This is a genomic window from Streptomyces varsoviensis (assembly GCF_000718635.1).
In the GTDB taxonomy this organism is placed as follows: domain Bacteria; phylum Actinomycetota; class Actinomycetes; order Streptomycetales; family Streptomycetaceae; genus Streptomyces; species Streptomyces varsoviensis.
This window is the reverse complement of sequence record NZ_JOBF01000002.1, coordinates 173,102-193,144: the sequence shown is the minus strand read 5'-3', so window position 1 is coordinate 193,144 and position 20,043 is coordinate 173,102. Positions and strand designations below refer to the sequence as shown.

The window sequence follows — 20,043 nt, the reverse complement described above, 5'->3', positions numbered from 1 at the left end:
CCGGGGGCCGTTCGGCCCCCTCCCCGCACGAGTTCTCGGGCCGACGATGAGGAGACGGTCCCCATGGGACGGCCGGCGGGAGGCTCTGATGACCACAAGTTCATCCGTACCGGGCGCGGTGATCTCCGCGTCGGAGGGCCTGGCCGCGCTGGTCGACGTCCTCGCCGAGGACCGTACCGTCATCGGCCCCACGTGCCGCGACGGGGCGATCGTCCTCGCGGAGATCTCCACGGCGGACGAACTGCCGCATGGCTGCGGTGTGGAGCTGGAGGCCGGCCGGTACCGGCTCGTCTCCCGGCCGGACGCGATGATCTTCGCGCACAGTGCCGGACCGCAGTCCTGGAAGACCTATCTGCACCCGCAGCGCGAGCGGCTGTGGACCGTGGACCGGGATGCGCGGGGCCGGCTCGCCTTCCAGGCGGAGGACGTCGCACCCCCCGCGTACGCGTTCCTGGGTGTACGCCCCTGTGACCTGCGCGCCATCGCGGTCCAGGACCGAGTCCTCGGCGGTGGCCCGCACACCGCCACCGCCTACCGGCGCCGCCGCGAGCGCGCCTTCGTCGTCGCCGTCGAGTGCACCGACCCCGGCGCCACCTGCTTCTGCACGTCGATGGGGAGCGGACCGGGGGTGGGGAGGGAGGACGGCGACGCCGCGGCGTACGACCTGGCGCTGACCGAGGTGCTGGACGACGAGGGGCACCGCTTCTGGGTTCGCGCGGGCAGCCCGGCGGGTGAGCGCGTACTCGGACGGCTCCCCCACCGTCCCGGCGACGCGCCCTCGCGGGTCGCCGCCCGCGAGGCCGTCGCAGCGGCGGCACAGCACATGGAACGCGCCATGCCGCCGGTCGACCTGCACGCCCTGATGGCGGGTTCGCTCGACGCCGCACGCTGGGACGATGTCGCCGCGCGCTGTCTGACCTGCGGCAACTGCACGATGGTCTGTCCGACCTGCTTCTGCACCACCACCGAGGACGTCACCGACCTGACGGGCGATCACGCGGAGCGGTGGCAACGCTGGGACTCCTGCTTCGACCTGGACTTCAGCCACCTGCACGGCGGCCCGGTCCGCGCTTCCGCGCGCAGCCGCTACCGGCAGTGGCTGACACACAAGCTCGGCACCTGGCACGACCAGTTCGGCGAGTCGGGCTGCGTGGGCTGCGGACGCTGCATCGTGTGGTGTCCGGTCGGCATCGACATCACCGAGGAGGCCGCCGCCCTGCACGCGGAATCCGCAGACCGACAGGCCGCTGCCGAGGAGACCCCCTGATGGACACCGGAATGGGTCCGAGGACCGTGGCCGGCCGGCTGGAAGCCCTGCCCGACGAGCAGTACGACCGGCTGATGGGGCTGGCCCGGGAGGTGTCCTTCCCGGCGGGTGCGCGGCTCTTCGAAGAGCATCGGGCGGCGAACCAGTTCTGGATCATCAAAACCGGCAGCGTCGCTTTGGACCTCCACGTCCCCGGCTGCCGGGCCGCGGTGATCGAGACGCTGGGACCGGGAGACCTGGTGGGCTGGTCCTGGCTGTTCCCGCCACGACAGTGGCACATGGGGGCCGAGGCGCGGAGCACGGTGCGAGCCCGGGAGTTCGACGCCGAAGCGGTGCGCCGCCTGTGCGGGCGGGACCCGGCGCTGGGATACCCGCTGGTGCTGGCGGTGGCCGAGGTCATCGGGCACCGGCTGGAGTGTGCGCGCACCCGGCTGCTGGACCTGTACGGACCGTACGGGAGCGAGCCGCCCCGATGAATCCCGCAGCAGCGCGCCCCAGCAGCCGGCCCTTCCCCTACCGGGTCGTACGGCGCGCTCGGGAGACCGCGGACGTCGCCACGTTCGAGCTGAGCCCGGTCGGCGACGCGCTGCCGCCGTTCCGGCCGGGGCAGTTCGCGATGGTCTACGCGTTCGGGGTCGGCGAGATCCCCGTATCGGTGTCGGGCCTGGACGACGGGGAGCCGACGCTGGTGCACACGGTGCGGGCGGTCGGCGCGGTGTCCCGGGCCCTGTACGGGCTGCGGGTGGGCGACACCGTGGGGGTGCGCGGCCCCTACGGCGTCGGCTGGGATCTGGCCTCGGCCGCGGGGCTCGACGTGCTGGTGGTCGCCGGTGGCATCGGGCTCGCACCGCTGCGGCCACTGATCCTGGACGGACTCGCACAACCCGGACGTTACGGTCGGCTCACCGTACTGATCGGCGCCCGTACACCGAGTGACCTGCTGTACCGGGCACAGACCAGGGCGTGGGGCGCCGAGGCTCACATCGACGTCACGGTGGACCACCCGGAACCGGACTGGCGCGGGGACGTGGGTGTGGTCACCCGGCTCCTGTCCCGCGGCACATGGTCCCCCTCCCGTGTGTGCGCCTTCGTGTGCGGGCCCGAGCCCATGATCCACGCGGTGGCTGGGGAACTGGTGCGGGCCGGGACCCCGCCGCACCGCGTCCAGGTGTCGCTGGAGCGGAACATGCGCTGTGGAGAAGGTTTCTGCGGCCACTGCCAACTGGGCTCCGTCCTGCTGTGCCGGGACGGGCCGGTAACCGACTGGGGGCGCGCCGAGCCCCTCCTCGCCGTGAAGGAGCTGTGACATGAGGCCCCAGCCGGTTCCGTACGACGGCGGCGCCCGCCCGACGCTCGCCGTCTTCAAGCTCGCCTCGTGCGACGGCTGCCAACTGACCCTGCTCGACTGCGAGGACCAGCTCCTCGCGGTGGCCGGGCGGCTGGACATCTCGCACTTCCTGGAGGCATCCAGCGCCGTGCGCCCCGGCCCGTACGACCTCGCCCTCGTGGAAGGCTCCGTCACCACGCCCGCCGACGCCGAACGAGTACGGGAGATCCGGTCCGCTGCGCGGTTCCTGGTCACCATCGGCGCCTGCGCCACGGCGGGCGGTATCCAGGCGCTGCGCAACTTCGCCGACGTCGAGGAATTCCGTGCCACCGTCTACGCGCGGCCGGATTACATCGCCACGCTCACCACCTCCACCCCCGTATCGGCCCACGTCCCCGTCGACTTCGAGTTGCGCGGCTGCCCCATCGACCGCGGACAGCTCCTCGAAGTGATCACGGCCTTTCTGGCGGGCCGCAAGCCGGATGTGCCGAATCACAGCGTCTGCTTCGCCTGCAAGCGCCGCGGCACCGTCTGCGTGACCGTCGCCCACGGCACGCCCTGTCTGGGACCGGTCACCCATGCCGGTTGCGGCGCGATCTGCCCGGCGTACGGGCGCGGCTGCTACGGCTGCTTCGGACCGTCCGCCTCGGTCAACCTGCCCGCTCTGATACCCCTGTTGCGGCGGGACGGCATGAGCGACGACGACGTGCGGCGCGCCCTGCGCACGTACAACGCCGCGTCCTTCGCAGAGGTCGAGGGGGCGCCGTCATGACCCACCGCGGCTCGCGGGTCCTGCATGTCGGCTCCCTCGCCCGGGTCGAGGGGGAGGGAGCGCTGCACCTGACGGTCGACGGCGGCACGGTCAGCGGAGCCGAGCTGCGCATTTACGAACCGCCGCGGTTCTTCGAGGCGTTCCTGCGCGGCCGCTCGTACACCGAGCCGCCCGACATCACCGCGCGGGTGTGCGGCATCTGCCCGGTCGCGTACCAGATGAGCGCCTGCCGGGCCCTCGAAGACGCCTGCGGGGTGACGGTCGACGGACAACGGGCGGCGCTGCGGCGGCTGCTGTACTGCGGAGAGTGGATCGAGAGCCAGGTGCTGCACATCTACCTGCTGCACGCCCCGGATTTCCTCGGCGTGGACGGCGCGGTCGAACTCGCCCGCACCCAACGCGCCCACGTCGAGAGGGGGCTGCGCATCAAGCAGGCGGGCAACGCGATCCTCGAACAGCTCGGCGGGCGCGCCATCCACCCCGTCAACGTCCGGCTCGGCGGCTTTCACCGCGCACCGACCTGCGGGGAACTGAAGCCGCTGGCCGAACGGCTGCGCCGGGCCCGCGACGACGCGTGGGAGACCGTGCGCTGGGTCGCGGGCTTCGACTTCCCCGACGCGGGACTGGATCACGCTCTGCTGGCGCTCGCCGAACCCGGCCGCTACGCGATCGACTCCGGCACCCCCACCGTCATGGCCGCCCCCGGATCTTGCGGAGTCTCGGCCGGCACCCCCGCGTCGCTCCCGATTCGCCAGTTCCCCGTGTACGCGTTCTCGGACGAGACCACCGAACACCAGGTCCCGTACTCGACCGCACTGCAGGCGACGCTCGGCGGCGAGCGCTATCTGACCGGCGCGATGGCCCGCTTTGCGATCAGCGGGCGGTGGCTGTCTCCGCTCGCCCAGGAGGCGGCACGCGAGGGCGGCCTGGGCGACCCCCTGGCCGGCGCCGTCTGCCGCAATCCCTTCCGCAGCATCGTCGTGCGGGCCGTCGAGGCGCTGTACGCAATCGACGAGGCGCTGCGGATCATCGACGCGTACGAGCCGCCGGACCGCCCGTACGTGGACGTGCGTCCGCGCGCCGGCACCGGACACGGTGCGACCGAGGCACCGCGTGGCCTGCTCTACCACCGCTACACGCTGGACGCGGACGGCATCGTCACCGCCGCCACGCTCGTGCCGCCCACGTCCCAGAACCAGGGCGCGATGGAGGAAGACCTGCGACGGCTCGTCCAAGACCGGCTGGACGCCGGCGAACAGGACACGGACGCGGAGTTGACCGCCCTGTGCGAGCGCGGCATCCGCAACCACGATCCGTGCATCTCCTGCTCCGCCCACTTTCTGGACCTCACCGTCGACCATGTCCGAAGGAGCCCGCCATGCCCGTGACCCAGCCCGAGGGCCCGGAGGAACACGGCCTGCACACGGTGAGCGACGTGATGACCCACACCGTCGTCGCCGTCGGCCAGGATGCCCCTTTCAAGACGATCGTCCAGACGATGGAGCAGTGGAAGGTGAGCGCCCTGCCGGTGCTGGAGGGCGCGGGCCGGGTGGTCGGCGTCGTATCGGAGGCCGACCTGCTGCCCAAGGAAGAGTTCCGCGGCAGCGACCCGTCGCTCTTCGAGCACCGCCGGCGACTGGAGGACCTGGCCAAAGCCGGAGCGCTGACGGCGAGGGAGCTGATGACCGCGCCCGCCATCTGTGTGCCCACCGATGCCACACTCCCCCAGGCCGCCCGCATCATGGCCGTACGGCGGGTCAAGCACCTGCCGGTCACCGATGCCGAAGGGCTGCTGCAGGGCATGGTGAGCCGGGGGGACCTGCTCAAGGTGTTCCTGCGCACCGACGCCGACATCGCCGAGGAGACGCGTCGGGTCGTGATCGACCGGGTCTTCCCCGAACAGAACGTCGACGTCACCGTGAAGGACGGCGTCGTCACCCTCGCCGGGCACATCCGCAGCACCTCGTTCGTACCGGTCGCGGCCCGGCTGTGCCGCGCCGTGGAGGGCGTCGTGGACGTCGTCTGCGAGGTGAGCGGGCACGACGGGTCGGTTCCGGGATCAGCGAGGCCGTAATGCGCTACCTCGACGAATACCGGGACCCCGAACTGGCGCGTCACGTACTGGACCGGCTCCGGCGCACCGCGACCCGTCCATGGCGCGTCATGGAGGTCTGCGGCGGGCAGACCCACACGCTGGTGCGCCAGGGCATCGACGCGTTGCTGCCCGCCGGCATGCGCATGGTCCACGGCCCCGGCTGCCCGGTCTGCGTGACACCCCTGGAGACCCTGGACCGGGCCATGGCCATCGCCGCCCGCCCCGAGGTGACCTTCGCCAGCTTCGGGGACATGCTGCGCGTCCCGGGGACCCGCACCGACCTGCTGGCCCTGCGGGCCGGTGGCGCGGACGTACGGGTCGTCTACTCCCCGATGGACGCCGTACGGATCGCCGAGGCCGAGCCGGAGCGAGAGGTCGTCTTCCTGGCCGTCGGCTTCGAGACCACCGCGCCCGCCAACGCCATGGCCGCCCTGCACGCCCGCCGACTGGGGCTGGCCAACTTCTCCCTGCTGGTCAGCCACGTCCTCGTGCCCCCGGCCATGACCGCGCTGCTGGCCGACCCGGACTGTGAGGTGCAAGCCTTCCTCGCCGCGGGGCATGTGTGCGCCGTGATGGGCTGGCGGCAGTACGAGCCGATCGCCGCGCGCTGGCGCGTCCCCATCGTCGTCACCGGCTTCGAGCCGCTCGACCTCCTGGAAGGCGTGCTGATGGCGGTCGAGCAACTGGAGGAAGGCCGCACCGAGGTGGTGAACCAGTACGCGCGCGCCGTCCAGCGCGCCGGCAACCGCCGCGCCCAGCACCTCGTCGAGCAGGTGTTCCGGATCACCGACCGCACCTGGCGCGGCATCGGCCCGCTCCCCGCGAGCGGACTCGAACTCGCGCCGGAGTACGCCGCCTTCGACGCGGCCCGCCGCTTCGGGGTGAGCGGCCTGCGCTCCGCCGAGCACCGCGGGTGCATCGCGGGGGCCATCCTCACCGGCGCGCGGGAGCCGACCGACTGCACGGCCTACGGCACCCGCTGCACCCCGCGCACGCCCCTCGGCGCTCCCATGGTCTCCGCCGAGGGGACCTGCGCCGCCTACCACGCCGCCGGACGCACCGCCACACCCACAGGAAGCCCGCCATGACCATCCAGTGCCCCACACCACGGCAGGAGACCGAGCGAGTGCTGCTCGGGCACGGCGCGGGCGGCCGGCTGACCGCCGAACTGCTGGCGACGCTCGTCCTGCCCGCCCTCGGGGCGCGACCGGGCCCGCTGGAGGACGCCGCCACACTCCCGCCGTTGGAATCGCCGGTCGTCAGCACCGACAGCTTCGTCGTCAGCCCGCTGTTCTTCCCGGGCGGCGACATCGGCTCCCTCGCCGTACACGGCACGGTCAACGACCTCGCCATGCGCGGCGCCGAACCCGTCGCCCTCGCCGTCTCCCTCATCATCGAGGAGGGCATGGCGCTGGCGGAACTGCGGTCCGTCATGGAGTCGCTGGGCAAGGCGGCGGCCGACGCGGAGGTGCCGGTGGTCACCGGGGACACCAAGGTGGTGGGGCGCGGCGCCGCCGACCGGCTGTTCATCACCACCACCGGCATCGGCCGGCGGCTGCCCGGCCTTGAACCATCGGCGGCGCGGGCCAGGCCAAACGACGCGGTCCTGCTCTCCGGCCCCATCGGCCTGCACGGCACCGCCGTACTCAGTACCCGTGAGGGGCTGGGCTTCGATGCCGACATCGCCTCCGACTCCTGTCCCCTGCACCGGCTCGTACGCGCTCTCGCGCCCTTGGGCGGCGGCGTCCACACGTTGCGCGACCCCACGCGCGGCGGTCTGGCCGCCGCCCTCAACGAGATCGCCGAGGCGTCGGGCACCGGAGCCGAGATCGACGAGGCGGCCCTGCCCGTACCCGGTCCCGTGGCCGCCGCCTGCGACCTGCTCGGCCTGGACCCGCTGCATGTCGCCAACGAAGGCTGTCTGGTCGCCTACGTTCCGGAGCCCCGGGCGGACGACGCCCTGCGCGCGATGCGCGGCGTACCCGAGGGCGCGTCGGCGGTGCGCGTGGGCCGGACGACCGCCGCCCACCCTGGACGCGTGGAGCTGTCCACCCGCGTGGGCTCCCGGCGCGTCATCGACATGCCGCTGGGCGAGCAGCTCCCCCGCATCTGCTGACGAGCCGAGCGGGCGGGGAGCGTTCGCTGTCCGCCCTTGGGCTCCGGCCGGGCAGGGGCGGACCGGCACCCGGCGAGGGCCGTTCGACCCCAAGCCAGGAGGCGGTGCGAGACCGCACTCTGACGGGGAAGGGCCCGGTGTCCCGGTGCTCCGGCGGTTGCCGGTGCCCGGCCCCGGCGCTCCGGTCGGCTGTCTCTCGGACAGGAGAGTCCCGTGTCACAGACGCCCCGCGTCGTGGTCATCGGCGTCGGCAACGCGTTCCGGCGCGACGACGGAATCGGCCCGGCGCTCGTGCGACGGCTGCGCGAGCGGGCCTCGGTCCGCCCGCTGCCGCCCTCGGTCGCCCTGATCGACTGCGACGGTGAGACCGGGCGGTTGATGTCCGCGTGGGAGGGCGCGGAGCTGGCCATCGTGGTGGACGCGGCCCATGCCCACCCCGGTCACCCGGGTCGTGTTCACCGCTTCGACCACGAGGGCCCCTACACCCGGCCGGCCGCCACCAGTTCGCACGGCCTGGGCCTCGGGGAGGCCGTCGAACTGTCCGACGCGCTCGGGCGTCTGCCCGGCAAGCTGCTCGTCCTCGCCGTCGAGGGGGCGGACAGTTCTCTGGGCACCGGGCTCACACCCGCCGTCGCCGCGACCGTCGAGCGTCTCGCCGAGACGGTGGAAGCCGAGATCACCCTGCACCGGGACGCACGCGCGCGGAACGCGGGCCGCCATGGCGGCGGCGGGCCCCGGCCGACAGGCGGGTGAGTGCCGTGGGGAGCGACCGGGAGGCACGGCGTTTCGAGGTGTACGGCACGGTCCAAGGCGTCGGCTTCCGCCCGTTCGTCCAACGCCTCGCCTCCGGACTGAGCCTGGACGGCTGGGTACGCAACGTCGACGGCCACGTCGTCATCGAAACCGCCGGGACCACCCGGACGCTGCGTCGGTTCGCCGCCGCCCTGCGCGCCCAGGGGCCGCCATTGTCCGCCGTCCGCCACATCCGTATCTCCTCCCGGGTCACCGAACTTCCCGAGCCGGACAGCGGTTTCACGGTTCGGTCCAGCGCCCGAACCCACCAGGGACGGGCGCCCCGCGAGATTCCCCCGGACGCGGCGACCTGCGACGCCTGTCTGGCCGAGCCGTTCTCCCCGCCAAACCGCCGCTACCGCTATCCGTTCATCAACTGCACCGACTGCGGCCCACGCGCCACCGTGATCACGGGCCTCCCCTACGACCGTCCCCGCACCACGATGCGCGCCTTCCCCCTGTGTCCGGCGTGCGGGGCCGAGTACCGTGACCCGTCCGACCGGCGCTTCCACGCCGAGCCCCTGGCCTGCCCCGCCTGCGGCCCCCGGCTGGCATGGCATTCGGACGGCCGGTACGCCGGCGGCCCCGCCGCCCTGCGGGCCGCGGAGGAGCTGATCGCTGCGGGCGGGATCGTCGCCGTCAAAGGTCTGGGCGGTTACCAACTCGTCTGCGACGCACGGCGGGAGCCGTCCGTCCTCCTGCTACGCCGGCGCAAGCACCGGCCCCACAAGCCGTTCGCGGTGATGGTCGCCGACCTGGCCTGGGCGCGCCGCGTCGCCCGGCCCACCCGGACCGAGATCCGCCTGCTCACCTCATCCGCCCGGCCCGTGGTACTGGTCGCGGCCGGGCATGGCGGCGAGACGGCCGCCGAGGCCGTGCACCCCGGCACCGGACGCCTCGGGCTCTTCCTGCCCACGACCGGCCTCCACCACCTGCTCCTGCGCGACCTCGACCGGCCGCTGGTGGTCACCAGCGGGAATCTCTGCGACGAGCCGATCGCGACGGGCGACGCCGACGCGTTCGGACGCCTGGCCCAGGTCGCCGACGGCTTCCTGACCCATGACCGTCCCATCGCCGCCCGTTACGACGACTCCGTGACACAGGCCGTGCGCGGACGTGTGCTGACCATCCGCCGTGCCCGCGGGTACGCCCCCGCCCCGTTGCCCATGCCGGTGGCGGTCCGCACGCCGCTCGCCGCGGCCGGCGCGCAGAGCAAGCACACCGCGGCGGTGGCCGAGGAAGACCGCGCCGTGATGGGCCCGCACACGGGAGACCTGTCCGACGCCCGCTCCCTGGAAGCCTTCAAGCGCTGCTACGCGGACCTCCTGGCGCTGACCGGCGTGCTGCCGCGGGTCGTCGCCCACGACCTGCACCCCGGCTATCTGTCCACCCGGTGGGCGACCGGGCTCTTCCCGCCCGAACGGCGCGTCGCGGTCCAGCACCACCACGCCCACGTCGCCGCCTGCGCCGCCGAGCACCGGCTGCGCGGGCCGTTCCTGGGCATCGCCTACGACGGCCTGGGCTTCGGGGACGACCGCACGCTGTGGGGCGGCGAGATCATGATCGCCGACTACACCGGCTACCGCCGCGTCGGCCGCTTCGCCACGGCGCCGCTGCCCGGCGGCGACGCCGCGGTGCGCCACCCGACGCGGATGGCGCTCGGCTACCTGCACGGCCTCGAACCGCTCGGGACGCCGCCTGTGTCACCCGAACTCGCCCGCCGGTTCGCCGAGGGGCTGGACCCCCGCGAGGCGGCGACGGTCCGCACCATGGTCCGGCGCCGCCTCAACTGCCCCCGCGCCTCCAGCGCCGGCCGTCTCTTCGACGCCGTCGCCGCGCTGCTCGGACTGGCCGACCACATCACCTACGAAGGGCAGGCCGCCGCGGCCTTGGAGAACGCCGCCGGTACGGCCCGCCACGCCTCCCTCCCCTGGCGGTTGGCGCACGCGGAGGGGCTGTGGATCTACGACCCGGCGCCGACCCTGACCGCCTTGCTGGAGCGACTCGCCGACGGCGCGGCCGTACCGGTGTTGGCCGCCGCCTTCCATACGACGATCGCCGAAGTGACCGTCGCGCTCGCCGAGCGGGCCGTCGCCGACGGTGCGCCGCGCACCGTCTGCCTGGGCGGTGGCTGCTTCGTCAACCGCCGCCTGCTGACGGACGTGTCCCGGCTGCTGCGCGCCCAGGGGATGCGGGTGATGGTGCCCCACGCCGTGCCCGTCGGGGACGGCGGCATCAGCTACGGCCAGGCGGCGGTCGCCGCCGCCCGCCTCGGAGGGGGTTGACACCGATGTGCCTGGGCATACCCGGCCGTGTCCTGGAGACATACGAGGACGCCGGACTGCGCATGGCCCGCGTGGACTTCGGCGGAGTCCGTCGCGACGCCTGCCTCGAATGCACCCCGGAGGCCGCCGTGGGCGACTACGTCGTGGTGCACGTCGGCTTCGCCATCACCACCGTCGACGAGACCGAGGCGGCCCGCACGCTCGACGTCCTGCGGGCCATGTCGGACGCCGTGGCGGCGGAGCTGGGAGAACCGCTGCCCGCCGAGAAACCCTCCGAGGAGGCAGGACGATGACCACCGTCTCACCCCGACCGGACCGGTCCGCGCTCCCCCACGGCACGGCCGTTCGCCGCCAAGTCGCCGGGGACCTCATGGACGCCGAGCCCCGTCCCGCGACGCTCGCCCGCTGCCACGCACTGATCATCGGCGTCGAGGGCGTGATCACGGACACCGCGCGCATCCACGCCGCGACCTGGCAACGCGCCTGCGACACCTTCCTCCGGCAACTCCGGCACCTCCCGCTCCCCACCCGGCCCTTCGACCCGGACCTCGACTTCCGCCGGTTCTTCCAAGGGCGCACGCCCGCCGAGGGCGTTCAGGCGTTCCTCACCGCACGCGGCATCCCGCCGCCCGGCGGCGAAGGCATCTGGGCGCAGGACAGTGACACCGTCCGGAGGCTCACCGCTCTGGAGGACCGCCTTTTCGACGAGTACCTGCGCCGGCACGGCGTGCCCGTCTGGCCCGACAGCCTGCGGCTGGCGGGCGCCATGCGCCGGCACGCCGTGCCCGTCGCCGCGGTCTCCGCCTCCCACCGCTCGCGCGCCCTGCTGGCCACGGCAGGCATACAGCACCGCTTCGATACCGTCGTGGACGGCGACGACCGCGAGCGTTGGCACCGCTCGTCGGGGCCGGACCCGGCCCCGCTGCGGCAAGCGGCCGGGCGGTTGCGGGCCACGCCGCTGCGCACCGCCGTGGTGGTCGCCGCGCCCACTTGGGTGACCGCGGCCCGCCGAGGCGGTTTCGGGACCGTGTTCGGCCTGGACCGGGCGGGCCGTACCGACCACGCGGTCGAACTCTACGAGCGGGGCGCCGATCACGTGGTGCGCGGTCTGACCGAGCTGCTGCCGTCCGCCTGACGTACGCCCCCTGAGACCACGGGCAGGGCCGGACGAGTGGATCAGCGCCTCCTCAGCACAGGGCCGAACGGCCCGGAACGGCCCCGTACGGCCCCTGGGAGGCCCCGCGCGGAGCCATGGACCCTGTCGGCAGGAACCGTCCCCTCGGAGGAGCTGCGATGACGAGCACCGAGCGGCCCGGAAACAGCATGTACGCGTTGTTGTCCGACGGCACCACGGTCTCTGTGCGGGATGCCCGCCCGGGGGACCGGGAACGCGTACTGCGCCTGTTCACCGGCATGTCCCCGGAGAACCTGCGGCTGCGGTTCTTCACCGTAGGCCCCGGGCCCGGCGCGGCGGCCGCGGACCGCATCAGTTCCTCCGGCGGAACGGACGATGTCGCCTTGCTCGCCCTGATGGGCGACGAGGTCACCGGCACCGCCGAGTTCCACCGTTCCTCCGAGGACCCGGAGACGGCGGATATCGGACTCGCGGTCGCCGACGCCTGGCACGGTCGCGGCGTCGGAACCCTGCTGCTGGAACACCTGGTGCACGCCGCCCGCGCCGCCGGCGTCCGAAGGTTCACCGCCGATGCCCTGACCGAGAACCACCTGATGCTGAAGGTGATCTCCGACCTGGGGCTGCGCACGGCCCGGCGCTTCAACGGACCCGAAGTCCACTGCACCATCGAGCTCGCCCAGGACGAGCCCTACTTGTCCGCGGTGGACGAGCGGGGGCGTACCGCCGACGTCGCCAGTTTGGGGCCATTGCTGCGGCCCGCCTCGGCTGTGGTGATCGGTGTCGGCCAGTCACCGTCCTCCATCGGCCGCGCGCTCCTGAACAACGTCCGCTCCCACGGCTTCACGGGGCGGCTCGCCGCCGTCAACCCGCACGCCGAGGCCATCGACGGCATGCCGTGTCACCCCTCCGTCGAGAACCTGCCCTACGCACCGGACCTGGCGGTGCTGGCCGTGCCCGCCGAGGCCGTGCCCGAGGTCGCCGAGGAGTGCGGGAAGCACGGGGTGCGGGCCCTGCTCACCGTCAGCTCAGGGCTCGACGACGGCCAGGCCGCTGGGCTGCTGGCCGCCTGCCGCCGCCACGGGATGCGGCTGGTGGGCCCCAACTGCCTGGGCCTGGCCAACACCGACCCTGCCGTAGGGCTCGACGCGACCTTCGCCGCGGCGCCGGCCCGGCCGGGCACGGCCGGGGTCGCCGTGCAGTCCGGCGGGGTGGGCATCGCGCTCCTGGGCGCGCTGTCCCGGCTCGGCATCGGTGTCTCCTCCTTCGTCTCGCTCGGCGACAAGTACGACGTGAGCGGCAACGACATGCTGCAGTGGTGGGAGAGCGACGGCCGCACCGACCTGGCGCTGCTGCATCTGGAGTCGTTCGGCAATCCACGCGGCTTCTCGCGTACCGCTCGCCGGGTGGCCCGCACGATGCCGGTTCTGACCGTGGACGCGGGCCGTTCGGAGGCCGGTCGCCGCGCCGCCGCCTCGCACACCGCCGCGATCGCCACCCCGACCATGACCCGCCGGGCCCTGTTCCACCAGGCCGGGGTCATCGCCACGGACAGCGTCGGTGACCTCGTGGCGACCGCCGCCCTGCTGCGTTCCCAGCCGCTGCCGACCGGTGCGCGCGTCGCCGTGGTCAGCAACGCGGGCGGCGCGGCCGTCCTCGCCGCCGACGCCTGCGCGGAAGCGGGTCTGACGATCCCGGAGTTGCCGGGACCGCTCATCGCCGACCTGCTCGGGGCCCTCCCCTCCGGAGCCCGTGCCGTCAATCCGGTGGACACCACCGCCGCCGTCTCCGGGAAACAACTCGCCTCCTGCCTGGACCTGCTGGCCCGGCACGGCGCCGTGGACGCCGTACTCGTGGCGCTGGTCCCCACGGCGCTCTCCGCCGCGACGGGGGACGATCCGGCGCGGGCCCTCGTCCCGCCGTCCGGCACCAGGGACCGGCCCGTCGCCGCGGTCCTCCTAGACCAGGCCGTGCCCGTGCGGCTGCTCCCGGGCTCCACCACCCACGTCCCCGCGTACGCGGAACCGGCTTCCGCCGCCCGGGCGCTCGCCCACGCCGTCTCCTACGCCCGCTGGCGCGCGGAACCGCTGGGCACCGTGCCGGTCCTGGCGGGCATCGACAGCGCGACGGCCGCCGCCTTCGTGGCCGACTTCCTGACCCGCAACCCCGAGGGCGGCTGGGCCGATCCCCAGTTGTGCGGAGCGCTACTGGACGCCTACGGCATATCACAGTCGCCCTGGGAGTGGGCCGCCGACGCCGACGCGGCGGTGACCGCGGCCGAACGGCTCGGCGGCGGCCCGATGGCGCTCAAGGCGTACTGGCCCGGTCTGCTGCACAAGACCGAAGTGGGCGCGCTGCGCTTGGACCTGGCGGGGCCGCGGTCCGTCCACGCCGCGTACACGGAGCTGGCCGGGCGCTTCTCCGGCGTGATGACGGGAGCGGTGGTGCAGCCGATGGCCGCCCGCGGCATCGAACTGGTCGCCGGCGTCGCCCAGGACCAGGTGTTCGGCCCCTTGGTCCTCTTCGGGCTCGGCGGCACCGCCACCGAGGTCCTCGCCGACCACGCCGCCCGCCTCGCCCCTCTCACGGACCGCGACGCCCACGCCCTGATCACCACTCCCCGGTGCGCGCCCTTGCTGTTCGGCCACCGCACCGGTCGGGCCGTGGACCTCGAAGGACTCGAAGAACTGCTGCTGCGTCTGTCCCGTATGGCGTGCGATCTTCCGCAGCTCGCCGAGGCCGACCTCAATCCCGTACTCGCCCGTCCGGACGCGGTCCTCCCCCTGGACGTCCGCATCCGGCTGATGCCCCGTACCGTCCAGGATCCATACCTGCGCCGCCTGCGCGCCCGCTGAACGACTCCGTGCCAGGAGGCTGTGATGGTCCGGACACCGTCCCTCTCCCCCCGCCGGGTGACCGTCGGATTCGACGGCACCGATCGCGGCACGCCGTCGCCGGTTCCGGAAGGAAGATGAGAAATGAAGCACCGGTTGATCGACCACGTCATGAACCGGGATGTCATCACGACGACTGTCGACGCCCCTTTCAAGCAGGTCGCCGATCTGCTCGCGCGGCATGCCATCAGCGGGGTGCCCGTCGTGGACCGGGACGACAAGGTGCTGGGCGTCCTCTCCGAAACCGACCTGATGTACCATCAGGCCGCTCAGGAGGACGACGCCCCGCGCCCGTGGTACGCGCCGCGCCGTCGCCCCAAGAGCACCCGCGCGGCACGGACGAAGGCGGGCGGCCGGACGGCCGGCGACCTGATGTCCTCCCCCGCCGTCACCATCGGCCCCCGGCAGACCGTCGCCGAAGCCGCCCGCACCATGGCCGCTCACCGCGTCGAACGCCTTCCGGTCGCCGACGAAGAGGGTCGGCTCATGGGCATCGTGACCCGCAGCGATCTGCTGTCCGTCTTCCGCCGCGCGGACGAGGAGATCCGCGCCGAGATCGTCGGGGAAGTTCTCGTACGCACCTTGTGGCTCGCCCCGCACACCATCGACGTGAGCGTCCGCGAGGGCGTCGTCACCCTCACCGGCAAGCTCCAACGCCGCAGCGAAGTCCCCATAGCCGTACGGCTCGCCGGCCGCGTCGACGGTGTCGTCAGCGTCACCGACCGCCTCGGCTACCAGGAGGACGACTCCCACCTACGCCCTACCGAGCAGGCTCTGCACGGCATCACCGAGGAATGGCTGCGAAAGAACTGACCTCGTCCGCCCTCGGACGGACGCACCCTGGACGGAGCTGAACGCCCATGACCGGAGAGCGTGTTCTCGTCGCCTACGGAACACAGAACGGAGCGACAGCGGGCATCGCCGAGGAGATCGCGGCGACGCTGACGAAGGACGGTCTGAGCGCCGAGGTCCGCTCGGCGGCCGACGTCGACGATCTGTCCCCCTACGACGCGGTCGTGCTGGGCGGAGGCTTGTACGCGGGCCGATGGCAGCGCGATGCCCGGCGCTTCACCCGCCGCCTGAAGTCCCCGCTGCGGGAGGTCCCGGTGTGGTGCTTCAGCAGCGGTCCGCTCGATGCCACCGCCGGCCAGAAGGAGGTGCCGCCCACCCGGGCGGTGCGGCGCGAGATGTCCCGCGTCGGGGCACGCGGTCACACGACCTTCGGCGGCCGTCTCGACCCCGACCCCCAGGGCCGACTCGCCCGCTCGATGGCCAAGCGGGGAATGGCCCACGACTGGCGCGATTTCGACCAGATCCGCTCGTGGGCCCACACCATCGCGGCCGACCTGCTCAAAGAGTGACGGGGGCGGAGAGTCACCGGGGGCCGGCCTGCCATGGGCCCGGTGGCCATCGTGCGTCCTGGCCGGCCGCTTCGGCGCGACGAAGGGTCATCCGGCCCCTGCCCCGGCGACTTGCCATGAAGGACGCTTGAGTTGCCGGATTCGCCCGTGGAGAAGCGCTTCTCCTGCTCCGCGCGCCTCCTGGAGCCGACCGACGAACGTACCCGAGGTGACTGGCCATGAGCACGACCCCGTACACCGTCAGCGATGTGATGACCCATACCGCCGTCGCCGTCGGCCGCGACGCCCCGTTCAAGGAGATCGCCAGGCTGATGGAACAGTGGAAGATCAGCGCCCTGCCCGTCCTGGCCGGAGAAGGACAGGTCATCGGCGTCGTCTCCGAGGCGGACCTGCTGCCCAAGGAGGAGTACCGGGACAGCGACCCGGCCCTCTCCCAAGAGATCGGCCGCGCCGGCCCGGACGGGGCCTTCCCCAGGCCGCGGCTTCCGGACGACCTGGTCAAGGCCGGGGCGCTGACCGCCGGCGAGCTGATGACGACCCCCGCCATCACCGTCCACGCCGATGCCACCCTCGCCCAGGCCGCCCGCGTCATGGCCCGGCGCGGTGTCAAGCGTCTCCCGGTCGTCGACCGGCACGGGCTGCTGGAAGGCGTGGTCAGCCGCAGCGACCTGCTCAAGGTCTTCCTGAGGGACGACGAGGACATCGCCGAGGAAGTGACCCGTACCGTCGTCGCGCGTCCCTGCCTCCGTCAGACCGTCACCGTCGACGTCGCCGAGGGCGTGGTCACCTTCGGCGGTGCCCTCCGCGACCGCTCACTGGTCCCCGTCATCGCCCGCCTCGCCCGCGGTGTCGAGGGCGTCGTCGATGTCCGCGTGGAGCTCGATGAGCCGGCTTCCGCTCCGCCGCCACGGTGAAGCGCCTCGGCGCGTACCGCGAGCCGTCTGCTGGGTCCGGGACGCGGACCCAGCGGCGGCCGTCGGCCCGGCGCTGGGCCGCTGGGCAGGGGCGGGCCGACGGCCCGGACGCCCGCGCGTACGGCCGCCGCCCGGCCAGTTGGCTGCCGGGCGGTCCCGGAGCGGCGGGAACGCGCGGCCATGATGGCCTGTTTCCCCGCCGCGCCTGTCCGTTCCCTCCCGAAGCCGGGGCGGCCCGGAGCCGCTTCGGGTGGCCCGGATCACATCCGAACCGCCCTGGCGTCACCGGAGGCGATGCCGGCCGTAGGGGTCGCCGATGTAGTGCCTCTCCTCCACGATCGCCCCGGTCTCGCCCGGCTGCTTGTGCGCGCCGGCCGTCGTGGCGAGGAAGACCATCAGCCCCAGGAGCCCGCACGCCATGAGGGCGAAGCCCAGGACGAACAGACTGTTGCCGAAGACGATGAATGCGCCGATGACTGTCGCGGCGATCAGAATGAGCGCGATCATGGCTACCGCCTCTCAGAGCGGATACCTCGTATTCCTTGCTGCCATGCTGCTCGTGGCCGCGCCGCTACGCCCCGGGCCGCATGGCCCGGAGGGCTCGACGAACAGCCCCTCCGCCACCGGCGATCCGTGGGTGCGAAACGAACCCTTCCGGTAGCACGCCTCATCGCGTGTGCCGCCAGCCGTCGCGGCACGGGCCGGGCGGCCCTCCGCGTCGCCCTACCGGCCCCTGGCCGGCCCGCCGCCCGAGGACTTCGCTGACAGGCAGCACAGCGACCATCGCGGGTACGCGACGCGTTCGAGGAGGAGCCATCATGACCGGTACGGACACGGCGCGCGGGTTGCGTCCGCTGAAGCCGCCGCCACAGGGCGCGCGCCACTCGGGGCGCGTCGAGGTGACCCACGCGTCGGCGAACACCTACACCATCGCGGTGCGCGGCCACGAGATGAAGGCCGATCAGCCACGCGACGCGAACGGCGATGATCTCGGTCCCACGCCGGTGGAGCTGTTCATCGCCTCGCTCGCCGCGTGCGTCGCCCATTACACGGGCGGGTTCCTCCGGCGTTATCACCTGCCACGCGAAAACCTGCGCGTGACGGCGGGGTTCGACATGGCCGAGGACGGACCGCCACGCGTGATCGCCGTACGGTTGCGGATCCTCCTGCCGGTGGAACTCAGCAGTGCCCAACGCGAGGTTCTGCACGCGGTGGTGAGTCGCTGCACCGTGCACAACTCACTGCGCACACCGCCGGAAGTGAGCATCCACGTCGGCTGACGTGCCCCGCGAGGGCGGCCGCGACCGGGGCGCGCCGTCGTGGCAGCACGGCTCGAAACTACGGGCCGGAGTTCCCGAACGATGAGTCCGAACGGCCCGTTGGCCGTCCGGGCGACCGGTGTCAGGCTGGGCGGAGAAGAACCCCCGGAGTGCCTCCGGAGTGCCTGTCGCCCAGGCATGTCGCGCGTGAGAGGCGGTGTGGACGGTGGACCTTCCCTTGGTGGTAGGGGTCGACGGATCGGAGTCCTCGCTCGCGGCGGTCGACTGGGCCGTGGACGAGGCGGCACGGCTGGGGCTGCCGCTGCGCCTGGTACAAGCCTCTCTCTGGGAGCGGTACGAAGCGGCGACGGACCTGGTGGACTATGTGGCCCGGCCCTCCGAGCGGGCCATGGCGGAGCGCATTCTGGCCTCGGCCGCCGAGCGGGCCCGGCGGCGCCGCGGCGGTGTAAAGGTCTCCACCGAGGTGCTGCCGGAGGACGCGCCGACCGCGCTCCTGCGCGAGGCGCGCAACGCGTCGACGCTCGTCGTCGGGCACCGCGGGCGGGGCCCGGTGGCGGAGCTGCTGCTCGGCTCCGTCAGTCTGGCCCTGGCCGCGCGGGCGCGCTGCCCGGTCGTCGTGGTGCGCGGCTCGTCGCCCCCGGGCGACCTCGCGCGGGGGCCCGTCCTGCTCGGCGTGGGCGAACCCGCGAGCGGGAGCGCCGCCGTGCGGTTCGCCTTCCGCGCGGCTGCGGCCCGACGGTGCGGCCTCGACGCCGTACGCGCCTGGCGGTGCCCGGCACACGAGACGGTCGACCATCCGCACCTCGCCGAGGACCCGGCCCGCGCTCACCTCTCACGCGCCTCGGCGTTGCTCGACGAAGCCCTGGGCGACGCGGTGCGCGAGTTTCCCGAGGTCGAGGTGAGAAGGCTCGTCGTGGAAGGCCCCGCCCGCAAGATCCTCCTGGACCTGTCGGCCGACGCCGGGCTCCTGGTCGTCGGCGCCCGGCGGCGGCACGGCCACTTCGGCCTCCAGCTCGGCCGGGTCGGCCACGCGGCACTGCACCACGCCGCCTGCCCGGTGGCCGTAGTACCGCAGCATGGGTGACCGGAGCACCCGCGCTGCGCTTCCCAGGGCAGGCACGCCGTTGCCGAGCCGATGATGTCCTTCCCTCGCGCCTTCACGGTGGGCAGCGGTTCCCGGCCGGTCCCTGGAGGAGGCTGAGAGCGACGAAGGAGGGTCATCATGTCCGTCCTGATCGGCTACGCCACCGAGCACGGCTCCACGCGGTCGGTGGCCGAGCGCATCGCGGGGCATCTGGACGCACCGGGGCGCCACGTGGAGCTGCTGCCGTTCGACCGGGTGCCGGCAGCGGCGGTCCATGAGGCGCTGGTGATCGGGAGCGCGGTGCACCAGGGCGCCTGGCTGCCGGACGCCGTCCGGTTCGTACGCGATCACCACACCGTACTGGCCGCCCGGCCGGTGTGGATGTTCAGCGTCGGGATGACCGCCGCGCTGCGCGGCCCGGCGCGGCGGCTGGCGAGCCGAAGCGAACAGCCGAAGATCGAAGCCTTGCGCCGACAGCTCTCTCCACGGGACTACCACTGCTTCTCGGGCGTCATACGGCCCGAGCACCTCGACCGAACCGGACGGATCGTCTTCCGCCTGCTCGGCTGCCGTTACGGAGACTTCCGGGACTGGTCGGAGGTCGACGCCTGGGCGGCACGCATCGCCCAAGACTTGCCCGCCGCGTCCGCGGACTCGGACCGGCCCGCGAAACGGCCGGCGGGCGAGCACGGGAGCGACACCACGCCCTGAGGGCCGAGGCTCG

The 20,043-nt window shown here is 73.2% G+C and carries 20 protein-coding genes; 19 read left to right on the top strand and 1 reads right to left on the bottom strand.

The features are described from left to right. Positions 1-88 precede the first annotated feature (88 nt). The 16 genes from IF55_RS03395 (at position 89) to IF55_RS03320 (ending at position 16,955) form a co-directional block, all read left to right on the top strand. Entirely contained in the window at positions 89-1,267 is a 1,179-nt protein-coding gene (locus IF55_RS03395; protein ID WP_030874584.1) for a 4Fe-4S dicluster domain-containing protein, read from the top strand. Then, positions 1,267-1,743, top strand: coding sequence for a Crp/Fnr family transcriptional regulator (locus IF55_RS03390; RefSeq protein ID WP_078643539.1), 477 nt, complete (start codon positions 1,267-1,269; stop codon positions 1,741-1,743). Before IF55_RS03395 ends, IF55_RS03390 begins: the two co-directional genes overlap by 1 nt. Beyond that, complete coding sequence (locus tag IF55_RS03385) at positions 1,740-2,573, top strand: FAD/NAD(P)-binding protein (RefSeq protein ID WP_030874587.1); 834 nt, start codon at positions 1,740-1,742, stop codon at positions 2,571-2,573. Before IF55_RS03390 ends, IF55_RS03385 begins: the two co-directional genes overlap by 4 nt. A 1-nt stretch (position 2,574) precedes the next feature. Further along, positions 2,575-3,366 carry an NADH-quinone oxidoreductase subunit B family protein gene (locus IF55_RS03380; protein ID WP_030874589.1) on the top strand — a complete coding sequence of 264 codons (792 nt, stop codon included), beginning with the start codon at positions 2,575-2,577 and terminating at the stop codon, positions 3,364-3,366. After that, complete coding sequence (locus IF55_RS03375; RefSeq protein WP_030874590.1) at positions 3,363-4,754, top strand: Ni/Fe hydrogenase subunit alpha; 1,392 nt, start codon at positions 3,363-3,365, stop codon at positions 4,752-4,754. The genes IF55_RS03380 and IF55_RS03375 overlap by 4 nt, the downstream gene beginning before the upstream one ends. After that, positions 4,745-5,440 carry a CBS domain-containing protein gene (locus IF55_RS03370; RefSeq protein WP_030874592.1) on the top strand — a complete coding sequence of 232 codons (696 nt, stop codon included), beginning with the start codon at positions 4,745-4,747 and terminating at the stop codon, positions 5,438-5,440. Before IF55_RS03375 ends, IF55_RS03370 begins: the two co-directional genes overlap by 10 nt. After that, positions 5,440-6,549, top strand: coding sequence for a hydrogenase formation protein HypD (gene hypD, locus IF55_RS03365; RefSeq protein WP_030874594.1), 1,110 nt, complete (start codon positions 5,440-5,442; stop codon positions 6,547-6,549). Before IF55_RS03370 ends, hypD begins: the two co-directional genes overlap by 1 nt. Beyond that, complete coding sequence (gene hypE / locus IF55_RS03360; protein WP_030874597.1) at positions 6,546-7,577, top strand: hydrogenase expression/formation protein HypE; 1,032 nt, start codon at positions 6,546-6,548, stop codon at positions 7,575-7,577. The genes hypD and hypE overlap by 4 nt, the downstream gene beginning before the upstream one ends. Positions 7,578-7,790: 213 nt before the next feature. Then, a complete protein-coding gene (locus tag IF55_RS03355; RefSeq protein ID WP_030874599.1) occupies positions 7,791-8,330 on the top strand; it encodes a hydrogenase maturation protease in 540 nt (179 codons plus the stop codon). Between the two features lie 5 nt (positions 8,331-8,335). Next, the gene (gene hypF, locus IF55_RS03350) at positions 8,336-10,654 is read left to right on the top strand and encodes a carbamoyltransferase HypF (protein WP_030874601.1); all 2,319 of its coding nucleotides are present in this window, start codon (positions 8,336-8,338) and stop codon (positions 10,652-10,654) included. Positions 10,655-10,659: 5 nt separating this feature from the next. Further along, complete coding sequence (locus tag IF55_RS03345; protein ID WP_030874603.1) at positions 10,660-10,947, top strand: HypC/HybG/HupF family hydrogenase formation chaperone; 288 nt, start codon at positions 10,660-10,662, stop codon at positions 10,945-10,947. After that, the gene (locus IF55_RS03340) at positions 10,944-11,789 is read left to right on the top strand and encodes an HAD family hydrolase (protein ID WP_048831483.1); all 846 of its coding nucleotides are present in this window, start codon (positions 10,944-10,946) and stop codon (positions 11,787-11,789) included. Before IF55_RS03345 ends, IF55_RS03340 begins: the two co-directional genes overlap by 4 nt. A 158-nt stretch (positions 11,790-11,947) precedes the next feature. Continuing rightward, positions 11,948-14,641, top strand: a complete 2,694-nt coding sequence (locus tag IF55_RS03335; RefSeq protein WP_030874606.1) for a bifunctional acetate--CoA ligase family protein/GNAT family N-acetyltransferase — start codon at positions 11,948-11,950, stop codon at positions 14,639-14,641. A 123-nt stretch (positions 14,642-14,764) separates the two neighbouring features. Continuing rightward, complete coding sequence (locus IF55_RS03330) at positions 14,765-15,493, top strand: CBS domain-containing protein (RefSeq protein WP_030874608.1); 729 nt, start codon at positions 14,765-14,767, stop codon at positions 15,491-15,493. A gap of 47 nt (positions 15,494-15,540) precedes the next feature. Then, positions 15,541-16,041 (top strand): flavodoxin domain-containing protein, encoded by a 501-nt coding sequence (locus IF55_RS03325; protein WP_030874609.1) that lies wholly within the window; start codon positions 15,541-15,543, stop codon positions 16,039-16,041. A gap of 218 nt (positions 16,042-16,259) precedes the next feature. Then, positions 16,260-16,955 carry a CBS domain-containing protein gene (locus IF55_RS03320; RefSeq protein WP_030874611.1) on the top strand — a complete coding sequence of 232 codons (696 nt, stop codon included), beginning with the start codon at positions 16,260-16,262 and terminating at the stop codon, positions 16,953-16,955. A 282-nt stretch (positions 16,956-17,237) separates the two neighbouring features. On the opposite strand, the gene IF55_RS03315 is transcribed toward IF55_RS03320, so the two are convergent. Next, positions 17,238-17,462 (bottom strand): hypothetical protein, encoded by a 225-nt coding sequence (locus IF55_RS03315; protein WP_030874613.1) that lies wholly within the window; start codon positions 17,460-17,462, stop codon positions 17,238-17,240. 311 nt (positions 17,463-17,773) lie between these two features. Between IF55_RS03315 and IF55_RS03310 the strand changes: the two genes are divergently transcribed. The 3 genes from IF55_RS03310 to IF55_RS03300 all read left to right on the top strand — a co-directional run bounded on the left by IF55_RS03310 (position 17,774) and on the right by IF55_RS03300 (position 20,030). Then, positions 17,774-18,235, top strand: coding sequence for an OsmC family protein (locus IF55_RS03310; RefSeq protein ID WP_078643536.1), 462 nt, complete (start codon positions 17,774-17,776; stop codon positions 18,233-18,235). A gap of 205 nt (positions 18,236-18,440) precedes the next feature. Beyond that, positions 18,441-19,319 carry a universal stress protein gene (locus IF55_RS03305; protein ID WP_398244417.1) on the top strand — a complete coding sequence of 293 codons (879 nt, stop codon included), beginning with the start codon at positions 18,441-18,443 and terminating at the stop codon, positions 19,317-19,319. Positions 19,320-19,457: 138 nt separating this feature from the next. After that, positions 19,458-20,030, top strand: a complete 573-nt coding sequence (locus IF55_RS03300) for a flavodoxin domain-containing protein (protein ID WP_063763848.1) — start codon at positions 19,458-19,460, stop codon at positions 20,028-20,030. The last annotated feature ends 13 nt before the right edge of the window (positions 20,031-20,043 follow it).